Source organism: Synechococcus sp. MU1617 (genome assembly GCF_020514235.1).
Taxonomy (GTDB): Bacteria; Cyanobacteriota; Cyanobacteriia; order PCC-6307; family Cyanobiaceae; genus Parasynechococcus.
In genome coordinates this window covers 518,020-533,182 of sequence record NZ_VTLB01000001.1, presented here as the reverse complement: position 1 = coordinate 533,182, position 15,163 = coordinate 518,020, and the positions used below count along the sequence as shown (strand labels likewise).

The window sequence follows — 15,163 nt, the reverse complement described above, 5'->3', positions numbered from 1 at the left end:
ATGCCTGAAGCGGTGTCCTGCCCCGTTCCACCGGAGCAGCGGCCACTCGAGGAGTTTCAGCAGCTCTGCGAGTCATGGTTCTTTTCCTGGCCAGCGGGTCAGGATCCTCGCCTGACCCAACGCCTTGCCGGCTTCTGGCTGCTGATCCTCCCGGTCTGCAGCCTGATTGCCAGTGGGAGTTGGACCTTGAAGCAGGATCCCCCCAGGCTCCTGGCCTCAGCCGCTGTTGCAGCTCTTGTGCTCCCCCTGCTGCTGCTGGTCCGGCAATGGCTTGGTTGGACTTACGTCATGCAGAGGCTTCTGCGTGAATCCGTCGACTACGAGGAATCCGGCTGGTATGACGGGCAGACCTGGGAAAAGCCTCTGTCCTGGCGGGAACGGGATCTGCTTGTGGCCCGGCATGAGGTTCGCCCGATCCTTGGTCGTCTGGGACGAGCGATGGCCACCTCGGCGGGTTTGATGCTGGCTGGTGCCAGTCTCTGTCAGGCTCTCTGAATCAATTGGGGTGTCCGATGACTTTGCCCTCGGGCTTCAGCCCTGCAGCCCGGTCTGGTTCAGCCCCCCTTGAGGTCTGTCTGCGGCGCGGATCGATCACGGAATCGGTGCATCGCGTTCATGCGGTGGTTTGTGATGGCCGAGGAAGGGTGTTGATGTCGGCAGGAAACCCCGGGCAGGAAAGTTTCATTCGTTCGGCTCTGAAACCCTTTCAGGCCCTGCCGTTTCTCAGCAGTGGAACCGCCGACCAACTGGATGTAGATGAACGGGGCATCGCCATCAGCTGCGCGTCCCATGCGGGCACCAATGCCCACGCCCGGGAAGCCTTCAGATTGCTCTGGAAAGCAGAGTTGGACAGTTCCTCACTGCAATGTCCAGTTCCAAACGGGGCTGACAGTCCGTTGCAGCACAATTGTTCCGGTAAGCACGCTGCCTTCCTGGCCACCAGTCGAAAGATGGGCTGGCCGATCGAGACCTATCTCCAGAAGGACCATCCGCTGCAGGTTGAAGTGAACCGCCGGGTTGCTGAACTGATCGGTCTTCCTGCTGAGGAATTGGTTGCAGAACGGGATGACTGTGGTGCTCCCACCCTGGTGTTGCAGTTGGCTCAGATGGCCTTGCTGTATGCCCACCTCGGCGCCTCACAGAATGCTGAACTCGAGCAGATCAGTCGGGCGATGCTGAGTCATCCCGACCTGGTGGCCGGCGAGGGTCGTTTTGACACCGAGCTGATGCGGCGCAGCCATGGTCAGGTCTTGAGCAAAGGTGGTGCAGAGGGCATTCAATGCCTCAGCCGTGTTGGTGAAGGTCTTGGAGTAGCCATCAAGGTGGAAGACGGCTCCCGTCGTGCCAAGCAAGCGGTTGCTCTGCATCTCTTGCGTCAACTGGAGTGGCTCACACCGATGGGGCTCGATGAGCTCGATGAGCAGGTGCTGGTCGTGAACCCGAGCGTCAAGCTCAGCGTGTCCGGTTCCTTGCAGTCGTGACTTTGCTGTCACCTGCGACACCGACATGTATGATTTTTGGGTCGCCGCGGGGTAGAGCAGTCTGGTAGCTCGTCGGGCTCATAACCCGAAGGTCGGGAGTTCAAATCTCCCCCCCGCCACCAACTCTGATTGAATGAAAGATCTCCCTCATGGGAGATTTTTTTTTGCCCGTCGTACCTCCATGAGCAGTCGCTCCATGAACTGCGATGGCCCCTGGGACGCCATTGTTGTTGGCTCTGGAGCGAGTGGCGGCGTGGCCGCCATGACCTTGGCTGAAGCAGGAGCGCGCGTGCTCGTGGTGGAGGCAGGACCTGACCTCAACAGCACGCAAGCCTTCGGGGCTGAACCAGGAAATCTGCTGCGGCGGATCGTGGGCCTGACCAGCGGTAGCCATCGCCAGCAGTCCCAGCATCCTGGCTACTGGAAAGCCAACCCTCGTCTGTATGCCGACGAGCGTCTGCATCCCTATGAGCACCCGGCGGAACAGCCGTTTCTGTGGACGCGAGGCTTGCAGGTTGGCGGCCGCAGCCTCACCTGGGGTGGCATCACCCTGCGTCTCTCCGATGAGGATCTGGCCGGTGTGGATGTGGAGGGTGAACAGGTCAGTTGGCCTTTGCGCAGCGGTGAGCTGACACCTCACTACTCCGAACTGGAGCGCTGGCTTGGCGTTCATGGTGGGCGCGATGGTTTGAATCATCTGCCGGATGGCGAAACGCAACCGGCTCTGGCGGCGACTCCGGCGGAACAGCGTTTTGCTGAAGCTGTGAGGCAACGGTTGGGGTATCCCGTGATTCCCTCAAGGGGGTTTGGTCCGGCGCCGCAGGGAGCGGCCCCCGCCTGGCCCCGCTCCAGCAGTCGCGGCAGCAGCCTTCCCCGCGCCATGGCCACAGGACGCACACAGCTGCTTTCTGCGCATTTGGTGGAGCATCTGTTGATGGGTGCCGGCGGAGACAAAGCCATTGGTGTGGTTGCCGTTGACCAATCCAACGGCAACCGCAAGGAGTTGAAGGCGGATCTCGTGGTCTTGGCTGCTTCCACGATTCAGACCGTGTCCATCCTGTTGCGTTCCCGTCGTGGGGAACAGAGCAACGGTTTGGACGACCCTTCAGGGCGACTTGGCACACGCTTGATGGACCATGTGTCCACATCGCAGTTTTTTGCCTTCCCCGAGGCTGTACATGGGGAACAGCCCACGCTCACGGGGGCTGGAAGTTTTTTTGTTCCGTTTGGCCGACACCTGCCATCGGCTGATTTTCAGGGTGGCTATGGCCTCTGGGGTGGCATTGGACGGTTTGATCCGCCGCGGTGGTTGCGGCGTCGCCCTTCAAGCATCACCGGTTTCCTCATTGGTCATGGCGAAGTTCTTCCCAGGGCTGAAAACAGGGTGACCCTGAGCGAGCGCACGGATCGCTGGGGCGTGCGTGTCCCTTCGATTGCCTGCCGATGGAGCGGCAATGAATTGGCAATGGTGAGGCACATGCGCGCTTCGATCCAGTCCTGCATTGCCGCCGCCGGAGGCGAAGCTAAATCGATCAAAGACCTCTTTCACCTGCCCTTGGTTGAGCCTTTTCTGGAGGGTGCTGTTGCGCTGTCTGACGGCGCAGCCCCCCCGGGCTACTACATCCACGAGGTTGGAGGGGCTGCGATGGGGGGAAGCGAGACCAACAGCGTTGTTGATTCCTCTAACCGTCTTTGGCGAGCTCCCAATGTTCTTGTGGTGGATGGCGCCTGTTGGCCGACGTCGGCCTGGCAGAGCCCAACGCTGACGATGATGGCCCTGAGCCGTCGAGCCTGTCTGCTGGCCTTCAGTGGTCGGGGCGGATGAACAGATCGTCGAGATAGCGCTCGGTCACCGCGCGGTCGTCACAGCCGTTCTGAAACAGAAAGTGGGCGAGAGCAGAACTCATCACGCGGTATTGGTCCCAGGTGGGGTTCTCCCCGAGGAAATCCTTCATGCCTCGATAGAGCACCTCGGGGATTTCCGTTTCCAGGCTGACGTAACTGGCTTTTGAAGCAGTTCCGCGCTCCGTGGTCCCCTTTTCATGGCATCGCTCGAGGTGATTTCGGTTCATTCCTTCCAGCTTGTCCCTGTCCAACGCCCACCAAGAAAGCCACACAACCGGCGCTTGCGTCAAAGCCGTCGACATTTGTTGAATTGCAGGTGAGACGATATGAGACTGCAGTCTGTGACTGGGTTTGAGTGCACAAGAAATGACGAACTGCGGTTGCTCTAGGTCGAATAGGCAGTCTGTCAACCCGATGGCACGATTCCCTCAGAAATTCACAGGTTGACCGTCACAGCCGGCGTGCCAACTTCCGTCTGTGGAAAACGACGTCAGTTTTTGTGGAAAAAGAGGGTGAACCCTTGCGAAGCAATTTCGATAAGAAAGCCTGATCTTTGCTTCGTCGCTGCTGTCGCTTTCGAGAACCGTGTCATTGGCGACAAGCCAACAGCAGGTTCTCTTTGGATCCATGGAATCAATCTTTAGGGATGCCGTTGTTGCGCTTCAACGTGGTAGGCCCCAGGGGATGGTCGGCGTGGGGATAAGGGGGGTGATGGTGTTCATGGCTGTGATCTGACCCATGGCTGTGGTCTGAAGGGTGGCTGTGGTCATGGGCAATCGGGATGCCGTCGGGTTGGCAGGCACCCGTGCACTCCAGCTCGCAGAGCGTGCAGCTTTCCGCAAGTCCTTCCACGTGGTGGTGGTGGCTTTCCTGGGCGCGTCCCACGTCCTGTTCGAAGCCCAGCACCTGGGCGCGGTACTTGCAGAGTGAGCAGTTCATGGCGGTGTCCCCCCGCAAGACCTCTTCGACCCGTTCTTTGAAGGTGTCCACCACCAGGGTGTGGTCGCCCAGATAGCCCGCAGAGAGAAACTCCACCTCGGGGTGATCGGCAGCCACCAGCTCGGTGTGTTGGCGGATTCGGCTCACCAGAACCCCTGAAAAGAGGAAATAGGGCACCACCACCACCCGGCGGAAGCCCAGCTTCACGGCGTGACGAAGCCCCGGTTCCACCAGGGGGAACGTCACTCCCGAATACACCGTTTCTCCCCAGCCGAAGCCAAATCCCTCCACCAACAGCCGCGTCACCTTGGCCACGTTGGAGTTGGCGTCTGGATCCGAGGAACCTCGACCCACCACCACCAGCAGGGTTTCGGCCAGTGGAACGTCGTGCTTCGCCGCATCCAGGCACTCCTGAACGCGGGCCCCGGCGGCCGACACCATCAACCGGTCCACCCCCAGCTCCCGGCCGTAATCGATCGGTAAACCCGTTTCGGCCGTGTAGGTGTTCAGAACAGAGGGGATGTCGTTCTTGGCATGCCCTGCGGCGAAAAGCATGGCTGGAATGGCCAGCACCTTGGTGACGCCTTTTCCCCGGAGCGCTTCAAGGCCATCTCGAAGGATGGGTCGGGCGAATTCCAGATAGCCGTGCTCCACCGGCATGGGGGCGAGCCGAGGTCGCAGGGCGTCCACCATCTCGGCGAATTCTTCGACGGCCAATCGGTTTCGACTGCCATGGCCGCAGATCAGAACGCCAAGGCGCTCGTTGCCGGTTTCCTCGTGCTGTTCGGCCAAAAGCTCGCTCTGCTGTTCCAATGGTTTGACGATATCGGTCGCATCGCAATGGATTCAGACCGTCCCGTTTTCTTCAATGCGCAGGCGGCTGATGCGAGGCGCTCCGGTCTGGTGTCCCCCCGACCAGAGGAGTTGGTGACCTTGGTTCAAAACTGGACCGGCCCCCGGCCGCTGCGTCTCTGTGGCGGGGGGACCACGTCTCGGGCCGCCGTGGCCGACCACTGGACCCTTGATCTTCAAACCCACTTCCAGCGCCTGGAGTGGCAGCCCGCTGATCAGTCGGTCTGGATTGGCGGGGGCTGCCGCATGGGAGAGGTGCTGGAGGCCTTGCTTCCCCACGCCCGAACCGTGGCTGCAGGTTTGTCGGGTCTGCCTGGGCTTGGCTATGTGCTCACGGGCGGCATGGGGCCGCTGAGCCGGCAGGTGGGGCTTGCTGTTGATCAAGTGCTCGAGATCCATGGGGTCTGGGGAGATGGCAGCCCCTTTTCGCTGTCTCGGGCTGCCGATGCTGGTTCCCTGGAGTGGCGGAGCCTCTGTGGTGCTGCGCCGTTTCTGGGGGTGGTGAGCGAGTTGCGCATGACCACCCAGCCGCTCGTGCCGCTGTGGGTGGAGCAATGCGTGGTGTCTCCGGATCAACTGCCTGAGTTCATGCTTCAGGCGGAAGCGGCCGACTCCAGCGCCAGCCTGCAGTGGCATTGGGAGAGCGCAGACGCGGTGCAGTTGCTCCGGATTGCCGATGCCCCATGGGCTGGTGCGCAGGAGATCGAAGGGTTGCATCAGCTTCCACCGTTGAGGGGATCGGCTCCGATGCCTCCCCGCTCTCACACGGAGGTGGTCGGCTTGTTGGGGCCGGCAGCTGCTGAGCTCTGGGGGCCTTTGATGCCGGATTTATGCCGTTTGCTGCAGCACCGTCCTCATCCGCTTTGCAGTCTGGCCTGTCAGCAGCTTGGGGCGGCGACGCAACAGGTTGACGTGGAGGCCAGCTCGTTTGTGCACCGCAATGCCGAGTGGAAACCATGGATTACGGCCGCCTGGAGCCCGGGGGATACCCCGGGCTCCAGGCGCAGCCTCGCTTGGTTAGAGGAGGTCTGGCAGGTCCTCCAGCCGGTCTGCCCTGGTGTGCATCTGGCGCAGTTTCATGACCATCTGCCCTTCCATCACAAAGAGTTAGAGGCAGCGTTCGGCTCCTGGTTGCCCGAGTTGCGAAAGCTGAAACAGCGCTTGGATCCAGCAGGCACCCTGCCGACGCTCTGATTTACGGTCGCCGCTAACCGGCATCCATTGATGGCCAAACGATCCAGCCCAACCCTGGTGAATCAGTGGTTGGCCAACCCCAGCAAAGACCTGCTCTCTGGTCTGGTGGTGGCTTTCGCGATGATTCCCGAGGCCATTGCCTTTTCGGGGATCGCTGGTGTCGATCCCAAAGTGGGACTGTTCGGAGCGTTCTGCCTGTCGCTGACCATCGCCGTCGTGGGTGGTCGCATGGCCATGATCACCTCAGCCACCGGCTCCACTGCCCTGTTGATGACAGGTCTTGTGGCCACCGGTGAAGCCAGGGGGGCAGGCCTGGGTGTCCAGTACCTGATGGTGGCTGGGCTGGTGACGGGTCTGCTGCAGATTCTTTGGGGGTATCTGCGTCTTGCCTATCAGATGCGCTTTGTTCCCCAAGGGGTGCTGAGCGGCTTCGTCAATGCGCTTGCCTTGCTGATTTTTCAGGCCCAGCTGCCCCAGCTCGGTCTCAACCTTCACGCTGGAGATGGAGACCATGGGGCCTCGTCGTTGCTCCCCCATGGCGGCCAGATCCCTGTCGTCTGGGGCTTGGTTCTGCTGGGCTTGGTGATCATCTATGGCCTTCCCAGGCTGACCCGGGTGGTGCCTTCACAGCTGGTGGCCATCATTGTTCTGACCGCAATCACTGTGGGATTCAGCTTCGACATTCCCACCGTCAGCAGTCTCGGAACCCTTCCGTCAGGATTGCCCTCCTTCAGCCTTCCCTTCGGTGAAGGCGGCGTTCCCTTCAGCTTGGACACCCTTGGGTTGGTGCTCCCCACAGCCTTGGCCATCTCCCTGGTGGGTCTGATGGAAACCTTCCTGACCCAGGACATCCTCGACGACAAGACCGACACCACCACCAACAAAAACGTTGAGGCCCGTGGTCAGGGCATCGCCAATATCGTCGCGTCCCTGTTCGGTGGCATGGCTGGCTGTGCCTTGGTGGGTCAGTCCGTGATGAATGTGGACAACGGTGGTCGTACGCGACTCTCAACCCTGTTCTCGGGTGTGAGCCTTCTGGCGATGATCCTTTTGGCTGGGCCCTGGCTCAAGCAAATTCCGATGGCGGCCCTGGTGGCCGTGATGATCAGCATCGCTGTCAGCACCGCTGACATCAATGGTCTGCGCAATCTGCGTCGCATCCCCAAAAGCGACACCTCGGTGATGTTGATGACCTTTGCCGTCACGATGCTCACCACCCCGCACAACCTCGCCCTTGGCGTGTTGGCTGGCGTGGCACTGGCCGGAATTCTGTTCAGTCGCAAGGTGGCCAAGGTGATTCAGGTGGAGCCCATCGAGATCAGCGATCAGGAGCGGTTGTACCGGGTGCAGGGTCAGCTGTTTTTTGTGAGCAAGGTGTATTTCCTCCAGGGATTTGATCTTCACGACCATCCCGAGCGCATCACGATTGACCTCTCCTCAGCCCATATATGGGACCAGAGCGGCGTGGCTGCGCTGGATCAGGTCATCCGCAAATACCGCAGCGGTGGATCTGTTGTCAGCGTGATTGGCCTGAATGAAGAAAGCCTTGATCTGTTCGAGCGGATCGGTGGTCAGGAATCAGCCCATGCATGAGCCTCCGCTTGGTTGGCAAGACAGGCACTGAGGTCTTGGCGCATCGCCATGAGCCGCTGCTGAATCTGAACGTCCTCAGGGTTGGTCGCCACGTACCGCTCGGTGACATCGTTGCCAATGCTCATCAACAGGCAAAGAGTCTGAACATCACGTCCAGCCCGTTCTTGAGCACTCTCAAGAAGAAAGCTCAACAGCGCCATCTTGTTGTTGTAACTGCCACGCTCTTGCTCCTCCCATGCGACAGCACCGGGAGCCGTGGTTCCAGCGATTAGTCCGGCCAAAAGGCAGGCCCAGACCCTCATTGCACCCACTCTTATTTCCGTGAAAGTAGGTCGGACGTGATTGATTTGCTCGGGATCTGGGACAATCCCACCCGATTCGTACCAACGCTGATGTTCCGATCCAGTTCGCGTGTTCTGATCGTTGCGTTGGCCGGGTTGTCCTCTTTCCTTGCGTCCTGCGCGTCACTGGACAGTGCGGCTGGCTCGCGTCTGGATTTGGTCAAAGCGCGTGGGGAGTTGCTTTGTGGGGTGAGCGGCAAGATTCCAGGCTTCAGTTTTCTCAGCCCTGATGGGCGTTACACCGGCCTGGATGTCGACATCTGCCGTGCCATGGCTGCTGCTTTTGTTGGCGATTCTGAGAAGGTTCAGTACCGGCCTCTAACCGCGCCCGAGCGGTTTACCGCCTTGCGATCGGGCGAGATCGATCTGTTGTCCCGCAACACCACCCACACCCTCAGTCGCGATGCGGTGGGGGGCAATGGGCTGCGCTTTGGGCCTGTGGTGTTCCATGACGGACAGGGCCTGATGGTGAACGCCACCAGCGGAGTGCGTGCGCTGGCTGATTTGAGTGGCAAGGCCATTTGCGTGGGATCGGGTACCACGACCGAGCAAAACCTCAACGATGCCTTCGCTTCCGAGGGGCTTCCTTACACACCAATCAAATACCAAGACCTCAATCAGGTGGTTGGCGGTTACCTCCAGGGGCGCTGCGAAGCCATGACGTCTGATCGGTCGCAACTGGCGGCGGCGCGCTCAGGTTTCAGTGATCCCCAGGCGCATCTGATTCTTGATGACCGGATCAGCAAGGAGCCTCTGGCTCCAGCTGTGGTGGGGGGGGACCAGCCCATGGGTGATGCCATGACTTGGGTGGTCAACGCCCTGATCGAAGCAGAGGAACGGGGCATCACCCAAGCGAATGTGGATGCGGTGGTCAAGCAAGCCGCAGCCGATCCCTCCCAGACCGCTCTGCGGCGCTTCTTGGGTGTGGATCCAGGCCTGGGTCGCAAACTCGGACTCGCCGATGACTTTGTCGTTCAAATGATCCGTGCCACGGGCAATTACGGCGAGATCTACGACCGCCATCTCGGACCGGACAGTGCCGTGGCGATTCCACGGGGGGCGAATCGCCTGGGCGGTGAAGGTGGTTTGATGATTTCCCCACCGTTCACCTGATGCGGCAGCGTCGTCTCCTGGTTCAGGTTGGTGTCGCCGCCGTTCTGATCGGCCTGCTGGCTCTGTTGGTCAACAATCTGGCCGTCAATCTGATCCGGACGGGCTTGGGGCTGGGTTTTGGCTGGCTGGGCCGACCCGCTGGTTTTGCCTTGGCGGAAACAGCTCTTCCCTATGCCCCATCCGATAGCTACCTCTGGGCCTTGACCATCGGTTGGCTCAATAGCCTCAAGGTGATCGCGGCTGGTCTGGTGTTGGCCACCGTCCTGGGTGTTGCTGCTGGTGCAGCTCGCAGCAGCAACAACCGATTGCTGCGCAGCCTGGCCGGGGGCTACGTGGCGTTGATTCGTCAGGTCCCTCTGCTCCTGCAGTTGCTGTTCTGGTATTTCGTTGCCTTCCTTGGCCTTCCGTCGGTGCCGATCGGTGGGTTGATCCGGCTTTCGAATCAGGGCATTCAGTTCTTGGGCCTGAACCTCAGCGTTGAATTTTGTGCGGTTCTTGTCGGCCTCACGGTGTTCACGGGTGCGTCGATTGCAGAGATCGTGCGCGGTGGCATCAACGCTGTTCCACGCGGCCAGTGGGAGGCCTTTCGCAGCCTTGGGCTTGGGGAAGGGCTAGGGCTGCGTCGGATTGTGTTGCCGCAGGCGCTGCCTGCGATTCTTCCTGCGCTCACGAGCCAGTACCTCAATCTCGCCAAGAACAGCACCCTGGCGATTGCCGTGGGCTACGCCGATCTCTACGCCGTCAGTGACACCACCATCACCCAAACCGGCCGCGCCATTGAAGGCTTCCTGCTGCTGCTGCTCAGCTTTCTGCTGCTGAATTTGTTGATCAGCGGCGGCATGGCTGCCTTCAACCGTGCCGTGCTGGGTCGTCTCAACAGGAGCCGTTGATGAACCGTTGGTTGGATCGTGGGATCACTCTGCTGCTGCTGGCTTTGCTCGGATGGGCTGGCTGGTCAATGCTGCATTGGCTGGTGGTTGGGGCCGACTGGTCTGTGGTGAGCACAAATCTGCCGCTGTATGCCGTGGGCAGTTTTCCAGCGGATCAACGTTGGCGACCGCTGCTGTGGATGGCTGCACTGATCACTCTCACGCTGCTGACTCTCGTCGGTCCGAAACGTGGCTGGTTTCGCCGATGGTTGCCGTTGTTCTGGATCGTGATGGCACCGCTGGGGCTCTGGCTTTTGGCCGGAGGTTTGGGCTTGCTGCCGGTGGGGACGCGCAGTTGGGGTGGTCTGACGCTCACGCTGCTGCTTACGGGAGGCAGTGGTGCTTTGGCGCTTCCGTTGGGGATCCTCCTGGCCCTCGGCCGGCGCAGTGATCTGCCGGTGCTGCGTTGGAGCAGCTCCGCCTACATCGAGTTGATGCGTGCTGTTCCGTTGATTGCGGTTCTGTTTTTCGGACAACTGCTGATTCCGTTGTTCCTGCCGGCAGGGCTTGAGATCAACCGGGTTCTGCGGGCGGTTGTCGCTTTCGCCTTATTTGCAGCGGCGTACATCGCAGAGGATGTGCGCGGTGGACTGCAGGCAATTCCGCCCACCCAGCGGGAAGCTGCAGCCGTGCTGGGGCTGTCGCCACGTCAATCGCTGCAATTGGTGGTGCTCCCCCAGGCGCTGCGGGTCGCGCTTCCGTCGCTCACCAACCAGGCGGTGGGTCTGCTGCAAAACACAAGCCTGATGGCCATTCTTGGTTTGGTGGAATTGCTGGGCATCAGCCGCAGTCTGTTGGCCAATCCGGCTTTCATCGGCCGCTATTTGGAGGTCTATCTCTGGCTTGCTGCGGTTTACTGGCTGGCGTGTACGGCCATGGCGCTGCTGGCCCGCCGCCTGGAAATTCAGCTTGATCCTGCCCGCTCCGCCTCATGACTGTCGCCATTCGTGCCACTGATTTGGTCAAGAGCTATGGCCAAGGGGTTCGAGCTCTCGATGGCGTCACCCTTGAGGTGAACAGCGGCGAAGTGCTGGTGGTGATGGGTCCCTCCGGGTCCGGTAAGAGCACGCTGATCCGTACCTTCAACGGTCTGGAGACGCTGGACGGTGGAGCTCTTGATGTGCTCGGGGTCCCTTTGGATGCCACCCATGTGGAACGTCAGGTGCGGGCGATTCGCAAGCGCGTGGGGATGGTGTTTCAGCAGTTCAACCTGTTTCCTCACCTTTCCATTCTCGACAACATCACCCTTGCCCCGATCAAGGTGCAACGGCGTGTCAAGGCGGCTGCCGAGCAGCGGGCGATGGAGCTCCTTGACCAGATGGGAATTCGCGAGCAGGCCCACAAGTACCCAGCGCAGCTCAGTGGTGGTCAGCAGCAGCGGGTGGCAATCGCCCGGGCTCTTGCGTTGGATCCTGAGGTGATGCTGTTCGATGAGCCCACTAGCGCCTTGGATCCGGAGCGGGTGAAGGAAGTGTTGGATGCGATGCGCCAGTTGGCCAAAGGCGGCATGACGATGGTGGTGGTCACCCACGAACTGGGCTTTGCCCGTGAGGTGGCCGATCGCGTGATGTTCATGGATCGGGGCCAGGTGGTGGAGACCTCCGACCCAGAGACGTTCTTCAGCAATGCCAGGGAAGAACGCAGCCGCAGATTCCTCAATCAGATGCAGCACTAAGCGGCTCGCACAACCTCCTGCAGTGCTTCAGGCCGACTGTCGTTCTCTCCAAGCCTCAGTGGGCTTTCGGCTATTCCTTTCGTGCGTTGAAGCTTTGCTGACAGTTCGAGGCTTCGACTGCTGCTGCTTCCATTGGAGGTAGGCAGTCACGCTGATCAGCCAAAACACCACAAAAGCGAGGGTCAGCGCCAGTCCGTGCATCCGAAAAAAGGTCAGCACGATATGGATGGATAGGGCGACTGAGCCCCCCAACAGAAAGATATTGCTCAGGAACGAAGCGACGGTTGCCCTGAATGATTTCAACTCTGTCGCTCCACTCTGACTCACCTTACCGAGCAACAATTGTGATGCCAGCCTCACCGTGGCTGCGGTAGAGCCTTGGTTGCGTCGTTGCCCAAAAAAAGCCCCTCCTGCACCAGGAGGGGCTGAGAGGGATTCACCTTGGGGTGATGGATCAGTTGATCACTCGTCAACCTGGTCGGCAGCTTCGCTGTGCTCCGCAGCTGCACCCGTGGGGATCAGGCGGATGGCTTTCTTGCCAAGCTTGATCTCAAACTCGTCACCGGGTTCCAGGTTCAGCATGGCGGTGTAAGCCTTGCCGATCAGCAGATTGCCGTTGCCCTGCACTTTGGCGATGTAGCTCAGCTTGCGACCGCCTTTGCCAATTGCAGCGCCGCCGCTGCTCAGATTCACGCCCTTGGCCTCGAGCAAAGCCTCGTAGAAGGCAGTGAAGTTCAGGCGATCACCACCATCTTTCTTGTCAGAGACGTATCCGCAAGCTCTCACCAGATCGGATTTGGAAACATCTCCAAGTTCTTTGACCTTGGCAAGCAGATCGGAGCCAGTCAGCATTTTTAATGCGTCTCAATGGATACATAGTTCATAGCTGATTGGCTGGCTGGATGTCAATCATTCGAGCCGATATTGCCAAGGCTTAGTGGTTTGAAAGGTTGGTATCTAGGGATGGGTCTCTGTGGTCTGGATTTTGAGACTGCTCTCCTGGGATGAAGTTTGACCGGCTGATTTTCAGGTCTCTTCGGTGGTTTAAACCTCAGGACTGTCTGAGGGTTCACAAACGATCGTGTACTCGACACGATCATCATCAGAGCAGCAAAAATCGCCGTAGTAATGCTCAAGTTCATCGTAGGCAGCGTCGTAGCTGTCAAATCGCTGCCGTGTCAGCCCATCCTCTAATTGATCACTGCGCACGATGCGATGGCGTGAAGCTGGTTGCATCAGCTGGCTCCACGCGGCCGATCGGGAGTCAGATTACGCCTGGGGCTGAGGCATCGGTCACCTCAGGTTTCTAGGGTCGATTTGTCTGATGGAGGTGCCAATTCTTCGGTTTTTGCTGGAGCTTGTGCCCTCTCTTCTGATTGGGTTCTGGGCTGGTCGACGCCATGAAACCCTGTCCACCCGCTTGGCCGCACCGCTGGTGCGCTTCGGTGTGCCGATCAGTGTGATGGGCCTGCTGTTGAAGGGTGGCCTCAGCGGCGACATGTTGCAGGCCGCAGGTCTTGCGGTGCTCGCCATGGGCCTTGTTCTGGTGGGTGCAGCGCGCCTTCCGGGATTGGCTGAGCTGGCCTCTCCCGCGTTGCGGCTCGGCAGCTGCACCGGAAACACGGCCTATTTCGGAGTTCCTCTCGCCCTGGCCTTCCTTCCCGAGGATGCTCTGCCCATCAGTATTGGCTACGACCTCGGGGCGACACTGCTGGTCTGGAGCCTGGGACCACTGCTGATCGGGGGGGCGGTCGATGGTTCCCAAAGGTTGCGTGGTCTTCTGAGCAGCGTTGCTGGGAGTCCGGCAACCCGAGGGCTCATCGGCGCTTTGCTGGTTCAGGCAACCCCATGGTCTGGGGCGGTGGCCGATGCGCTGTGGTGGCCTTCCCGCTGCGTGATTGTGCTGGCTCTCATGGTGGTGGGCATGCGCCTGGGCAGCATTCATCGTCAGGGCATTGCTCCGGCGGCACGTCCTGTGCAGCTGCTCAAGCCACTGGTGGCAAAACTCCTGCTCTATCCGTTGCTCCTGTTGCTGCTTGCGTCGTTGTTGCAGTTCAAGCCACTGATGGTTCAGGCGGTTGCTCTGCAAGGAGCCGCGCCCACGGCAATCTCTCTTTTGCTGATTGCAGAGTCTGTGGGTGCTGATCAGGAGCGGGCCGCCGGGCTGGTGTTTTGGAGCACGTTGCTGGCCTTGATGACAGCGCCCGCATGGGGCGTGCTGCTGCGATCTCAGTTCTGAAAACGGCGAAAGGTCAGGTTGATGCGGGTGCTCTGCACTTTGCGTCGCTGGGGAACGCTGTGCATCCATCGGCTCTGACACCCCGGATGCATCACCAGAAGGTCACCATCGGCCAACGGCAAAGACATCTTCGGCTGAGCAGTGTTGCGGTGGCGGAGCTGAAAATCCCGTGTCGCCCCGAGTGAAAGGGAGGCAATCGGAGCCCGCTGATCAATTTCCGGTTCGTCATCGGCGTGCCAACCCATGCGGTCATCGCCATGGCGATACAAATTGAGCAGGCATCCGTTGAAGTGGGTCTCACAGGTTTCATTCACCTGGTGGAGCAATGGCTTGAACCATTCAGGCCAGCCACAGCCGGTGTGAATGGCACCGCTGTACCGATAGTGAATTCCTTCATTGGCAAGAAACACCGTCATTCGGGGGACCGGGTGGCGTTTGCCATAGACCTGAACGACGGGCTGCTCCCACTGGAGCTGGTGTTCAAGCTGTGTTTGCCAGTGCCTCGCAAGATCTGGCTTCAGCCAACCCTCATGCAGGGACCAGTCCGTTTCAGCTGCGGCTGGATGGATGGCCATTCGTGACGTCGGATGACGAGGTCGCTTCGTTTCTGAGACTGTCCCATACATTCGGTGGCATGGGAGCCCGCATCACCCAAGACGAATTCCTCAAGCGCGCCGTACAGCGTTTCGGTGATCAATTCGATTACAGCTTGATCCGCTGGCGCAGTTACAAGAGTCCCGTTCAAATCCGTTGCAACGCCCATCCGGTTCAACCGATCACAATCACACCGGAAAAGCATCTTCAAACCCTGGGTGGATGCCGTCATTGCCTGCGCGAGAGACGTATCGCATCGCTGGAGAGGGAACTCAATCGCAAATCAGCTGAGCGTCCGGATGCCGTCGCTCACGAGCCTTCGGTCAATCTGGAACCCACCCCGAAACGAAACGGTTGATGGTGCTGCC

Annotated in this window: 16 protein-coding genes and 1 tRNA gene; 12 read left to right on the top strand and 5 right to left on the bottom strand. The window is 60.0% G+C overall.

Annotated elements, in window-relative coordinates:
* The 4 genes from FZZ90_RS02995 to FZZ90_RS02980 all read left to right on the top strand — a co-directional run bounded on the left by FZZ90_RS02995 (position 1) and on the right by FZZ90_RS02980 (position 3,306).
* Entirely contained in the window at positions 1-495 is a 495-nt protein-coding gene (locus FZZ90_RS02995; protein WP_226424268.1) for a CGLD27 family protein, read from the top strand.
* A gap of 17 nt (positions 496-512) precedes the next feature.
* Entirely contained in the window at positions 513-1,481 is a 969-nt protein-coding gene (locus FZZ90_RS02990) for an asparaginase (protein ID WP_226424267.1), read from the top strand.
* Positions 1,482-1,526: 45 nt separating this feature from the next.
* A tRNA-Met gene (locus tag FZZ90_RS02985) sits at positions 1,527-1,603 on the top strand.
* 59 nt (positions 1,604-1,662) lie between these two features.
* On the top strand, positions 1,663-3,306 hold the full coding sequence (locus FZZ90_RS02980) for a GMC oxidoreductase (RefSeq protein ID WP_226424266.1): 1,644 nt from the start codon (positions 1,663-1,665) through the stop codon (positions 3,304-3,306).
* Here the strand turns inward: FZZ90_RS02980 and FZZ90_RS02975 are convergent.
* Together FZZ90_RS02975 and FZZ90_RS02970 are read right to left on the bottom strand one after the other, a co-directional pair.
* The gene (locus FZZ90_RS02975) at positions 3,287-3,553 is read right to left on the bottom strand and encodes a DUF2811 domain-containing protein (RefSeq protein WP_226399210.1); all 267 of its coding nucleotides are present in this window, start codon (positions 3,551-3,553) and stop codon (positions 3,287-3,289) included. The two genes, FZZ90_RS02980 and FZZ90_RS02975, sit on opposite strands and share 20 nt — an antisense overlap.
* Before the next feature lie 406 nt (positions 3,554-3,959).
* A complete protein-coding gene (locus FZZ90_RS02970) occupies positions 3,960-5,057 on the bottom strand; it encodes a sirohydrochlorin chelatase (RefSeq protein WP_226424265.1) in 1,098 nt (365 codons plus the stop codon).
* Between FZZ90_RS02970 and FZZ90_RS02965 the strand changes: the two genes are divergently transcribed.
* Together FZZ90_RS02965 and FZZ90_RS02960 are read left to right on the top strand one after the other, a co-directional pair.
* Positions 4,998-6,311, top strand: a complete 1,314-nt coding sequence (locus FZZ90_RS02965) for an FAD-binding oxidoreductase (RefSeq protein ID WP_226424264.1) — start codon at positions 4,998-5,000, stop codon at positions 6,309-6,311. The genes FZZ90_RS02970 and FZZ90_RS02965 overlap by 60 nt on opposite strands.
* Positions 6,312-6,341: 30 nt before the next feature.
* Positions 6,342-7,904, top strand: a complete 1,563-nt coding sequence (locus FZZ90_RS02960) for a SulP family inorganic anion transporter (RefSeq protein ID WP_226424263.1) — start codon at positions 6,342-6,344, stop codon at positions 7,902-7,904.
* Here FZZ90_RS02960 and FZZ90_RS02955 read toward each other — a convergent pair.
* The gene (locus FZZ90_RS02955; protein WP_226424262.1) at positions 7,883-8,206 is read right to left on the bottom strand and encodes a hypothetical protein; all 324 of its coding nucleotides are present in this window, start codon (positions 8,204-8,206) and stop codon (positions 7,883-7,885) included. The genes FZZ90_RS02960 and FZZ90_RS02955 overlap by 22 nt on opposite strands.
* Before the next feature lie 90 nt (positions 8,207-8,296).
* On the opposite strand from FZZ90_RS02955, the gene FZZ90_RS02950 reads away from it, so the two are divergent.
* From FZZ90_RS02950 to FZZ90_RS02935, 4 genes are read left to right on the top strand one after another with little or no spacing between them, the layout of a single operon-like run.
* Complete coding sequence (locus FZZ90_RS02950) at positions 8,297-9,358, top strand: amino acid ABC transporter substrate-binding protein (protein ID WP_226424261.1); 1,062 nt, start codon at positions 8,297-8,299, stop codon at positions 9,356-9,358.
* Positions 9,358-10,248: an ABC transporter permease subunit gene (locus FZZ90_RS02945; protein ID WP_226424260.1), complete on the top strand. Its 891-nt coding sequence runs from the start codon at positions 9,358-9,360 to the stop codon at positions 10,246-10,248. The genes FZZ90_RS02950 and FZZ90_RS02945 overlap by 1 nt, the downstream gene beginning before the upstream one ends.
* Entirely contained in the window at positions 10,248-11,222 is a 975-nt protein-coding gene (locus FZZ90_RS02940) for an amino acid ABC transporter permease (protein ID WP_226424259.1), read from the top strand. The genes FZZ90_RS02945 and FZZ90_RS02940 overlap by 1 nt, the downstream gene beginning before the upstream one ends.
* Complete coding sequence (locus tag FZZ90_RS02935; protein WP_226424258.1) at positions 11,219-11,962, top strand: amino acid ABC transporter ATP-binding protein; 744 nt, start codon at positions 11,219-11,221, stop codon at positions 11,960-11,962. Before FZZ90_RS02940 ends, FZZ90_RS02935 begins: the two co-directional genes overlap by 4 nt.
* Before the next feature lie 462 nt (positions 11,963-12,424).
* Here the strand turns inward: FZZ90_RS02935 and FZZ90_RS02930 are convergent, their stop codons facing one another.
* Positions 12,425-12,814, bottom strand: coding sequence for an AbrB family transcriptional regulator (locus FZZ90_RS02930; RefSeq protein ID WP_186497474.1), 390 nt, complete (start codon positions 12,812-12,814; stop codon positions 12,425-12,427).
* A gap of 472 nt (positions 12,815-13,286) precedes the next feature.
* Here FZZ90_RS02930 and FZZ90_RS02920 point away from each other — a divergent pair, with 472 nt between their 5' ends.
* Positions 13,287-14,201, top strand: coding sequence for an AEC family transporter (locus tag FZZ90_RS02920; protein WP_226424256.1), 915 nt, complete (start codon positions 13,287-13,289; stop codon positions 14,199-14,201).
* Here the strand turns inward: FZZ90_RS02920 and FZZ90_RS02915 are convergent.
* Positions 14,192-14,776, bottom strand: a complete 585-nt coding sequence (locus FZZ90_RS02915; protein ID WP_226424255.1) for an alpha-ketoglutarate-dependent dioxygenase AlkB — start codon at positions 14,774-14,776, stop codon at positions 14,192-14,194. The genes FZZ90_RS02920 and FZZ90_RS02915 overlap by 10 nt on opposite strands.
* Positions 14,777-14,835: 59 nt before the next feature.
* Between FZZ90_RS02915 and FZZ90_RS02910 the strand changes: the two genes are divergently transcribed.
* Entirely contained in the window at positions 14,836-15,153 is a 318-nt protein-coding gene (locus FZZ90_RS02910; protein WP_226424449.1) for a hypothetical protein, read from the top strand.
* Positions 15,154-15,163: the final 10 nt, after the last annotated feature.

Excerpts from the sequence above, each read along its gene's own strand:
- FZZ90_RS02995 (WP_226424268.1), top strand. The coding sequence starts at position 1 with ATGCCTGAAGCGGTGTCCTGCCCCGTTCCACCGGAGCAGCGGCCACTC.
- FZZ90_RS02990 (WP_226424267.1), top strand. The coding sequence starts at position 513 with ATGACTTTGCCCTCGGGCTTCAGCCCTGCAGCCCGGTCTGGTTCAGCC.
- FZZ90_RS02980 (WP_226424266.1), top strand. The coding sequence starts at position 1,663 with ATGAGCAGTCGCTCCATGAACTGCGATGGCCCCTGGGACGCCATTGTT.
- FZZ90_RS02975 (WP_226399210.1), bottom strand. The coding sequence starts at position 3,553 with ATGAACCGAAATCACCTCGAGCGATGCCATGAAAAGGGGACCACGGAG.
- FZZ90_RS02965 (WP_226424264.1), top strand. The coding sequence starts at position 4,998 with ATGGCCGCAGATCAGAACGCCAAGGCGCTCGTTGCCGGTTTCCTCGTG.
- FZZ90_RS02960 (WP_226424263.1), top strand. The coding sequence starts at position 6,342 with ATGGCCAAACGATCCAGCCCAACCCTGGTGAATCAGTGGTTGGCCAAC.
- FZZ90_RS02955 (WP_226424262.1), bottom strand. The coding sequence starts at position 8,206 with ATGAGGGTCTGGGCCTGCCTTTTGGCCGGACTAATCGCTGGAACCACG.
- FZZ90_RS02950 (WP_226424261.1), top strand. The coding sequence starts at position 8,297 with ATGTTCCGATCCAGTTCGCGTGTTCTGATCGTTGCGTTGGCCGGGTTG.
- FZZ90_RS02945 (WP_226424260.1), top strand. The coding sequence starts at position 9,358 with ATGCGGCAGCGTCGTCTCCTGGTTCAGGTTGGTGTCGCCGCCGTTCTG.
- FZZ90_RS02940 (WP_226424259.1), top strand. The coding sequence starts at position 10,248 with ATGAACCGTTGGTTGGATCGTGGGATCACTCTGCTGCTGCTGGCTTTG.
- FZZ90_RS02935 (WP_226424258.1), top strand. The coding sequence starts at position 11,219 with ATGACTGTCGCCATTCGTGCCACTGATTTGGTCAAGAGCTATGGCCAA.
- FZZ90_RS02930 (WP_186497474.1), bottom strand. The coding sequence starts at position 12,814 with ATGCTGACTGGCTCCGATCTGCTTGCCAAGGTCAAAGAACTTGGAGAT.
- FZZ90_RS02920 (WP_226424256.1), top strand. The coding sequence starts at position 13,287 with ATGGAGGTGCCAATTCTTCGGTTTTTGCTGGAGCTTGTGCCCTCTCTT.
- FZZ90_RS02915 (WP_226424255.1), bottom strand. The coding sequence starts at position 14,776 with ATGGCCATCCATCCAGCCGCAGCTGAAACGGACTGGTCCCTGCATGAG.
- FZZ90_RS02910 (WP_226424449.1), top strand. The coding sequence starts at position 14,836 with ATGGGAGCCCGCATCACCCAAGACGAATTCCTCAAGCGCGCCGTACAG.